The sequence below is a fragment of the Nonomuraea sp. NPDC049784 genome (assembly GCF_040659615.1).
Lineage (GTDB): Bacteria > Actinomycetota > Actinomycetes > Streptosporangiales > Streptosporangiaceae > Nonomuraea.
Window position 1 is genome coordinate 1 of the sequence record NZ_JBFAMX010001197.1, and the last position, 1,433, is coordinate 1,433.

The 1,433-nt window shown below is 76.6% G+C and carries 1 protein-coding gene; it reads left to right on the top strand.

What is annotated here, in order from left to right; translation table 11 throughout:
* A partial coding sequence (locus AB0J09_RS64680; protein ID WP_360714409.1) for a WD40 repeat domain-containing protein occupies positions 1–1,433 on the top strand: 1,433 nt, incomplete at both ends.

A 1,433-nucleotide genomic window follows, 5' to 3' on the forward strand; every position in this document is an offset into this window, starting at 1 on the left:
GACGGAGGCGCGGGCCGCCATGCACGCCTCGCTGGCCCAGCGCGAGCGCTCCGCCTTCCACCCAGCTCCCGTCTCGGGCTCGGCCCGCTTCGACCTCAGCGACGACGGCACGCGACTGGCCGTGGTGGACGGCGGCCGGTTCACGCTGTGGGACGTGGACTCCGGGCGGCCCGGCCGCGCCTTCGACGGCGTCGGCGTCCCGGTGAACGCGATCGCGCTCAGCGCCGACGGCCGGAGGCTGGCCGTGGCGGGCGATCGATCGATCTCCGTGTGGGACACCGAGCGCGGAGTGCGGGTCGCCGAGCTCGGAGGGCAGGCGCGGCGGCTGGTGTTCAGCCCCAGGCGGCTGCTGCTGGCGGCCACCACGCCCGAGGGTCGCGCCCGGGTGTGGGACCTCACCAGCCAGCGCCCGTTGGACATCGGCGACGCCCGCGAGGTCACGTTCTCCGCCGACGACGCGCTGATGGCCGCGCTCCTGCCCGGCGGCCGGTACGAGCTGCGCGACTGGCAGGGCGTCCTGGCCCGGCTGCCCGGCGAGGCGGTCGCGTTCAACCCGGCCCGGCGAGAGCTGGCGGTTCGGGAGGGCGGCGAGGTCCGCTTCTGGGACCTGGACGGGCGGCGGTGGCGCGGGCCCGCGTTGAAGGGGGTCGAGGCCCGCGAGCTGCGCTTCAGCCAGGACGGCCGCTTCCTGGCCGCCTACGACGGCGCGAGCATCGGCCTGTGGTCGGCCGGCGGTCCCTCTCCGTCTCTCGGCGCGGACGTGGGGCCGGGGCCGGCCGGCGTGCCCTCGCCGGCCCTCCCCGCGGATGCGGGGCCGGGGCCGATCGGCGTCCGGCTGCTCTCCTACCCGGTCGGCGAGCTCGTGCAGGGGCTGCGGCTGAGCCGCGGAACGCTCGGCTTCGGCCTGCTCGACGGCACTGTCGTGATCCTGGACATCGCGGACCTCACCGGCCCGCGCACGCTGGCGGCCGGGGTCGAGTCCGGGCTGATCGACCCCGCGCGGCGGACGGTGATCATGGGGCGGCCGAAGGCTGAGGTCTGGCACCTGGCCGCCCTGGAGAGGCTGGCGGCCCTGCCGGTCTCCCCGACCGCCATGGCGCTGAGCCCGGACGGCACGCTCCTGGCCGTCGGGAGCGCCGATCCCGCGCGGGTGACGCTCTGGGACCCGGCCACGGGCAGGAAGGAACGGACGATCCCCGTCAAGGGCGCGACCGAGGTGGGTGGGCTCGCGTTCAGCCCGGACGGCACGACGCTGGCGGTCGCGCCGTTCCAGGACACCGTCACCCCGCCCGCGAGCAACTGGCGGGACGTCCAGCTCTGGGACGTCCGCCGCGGGGTCAGGACGCGCACGCTGAACGTCCCCGGCGGCTCCGGCATGGTCTTCCGTCCCGACGGGCGGGAGCTGGCCGTGAACGGTGTGGACGGCGCCCTCG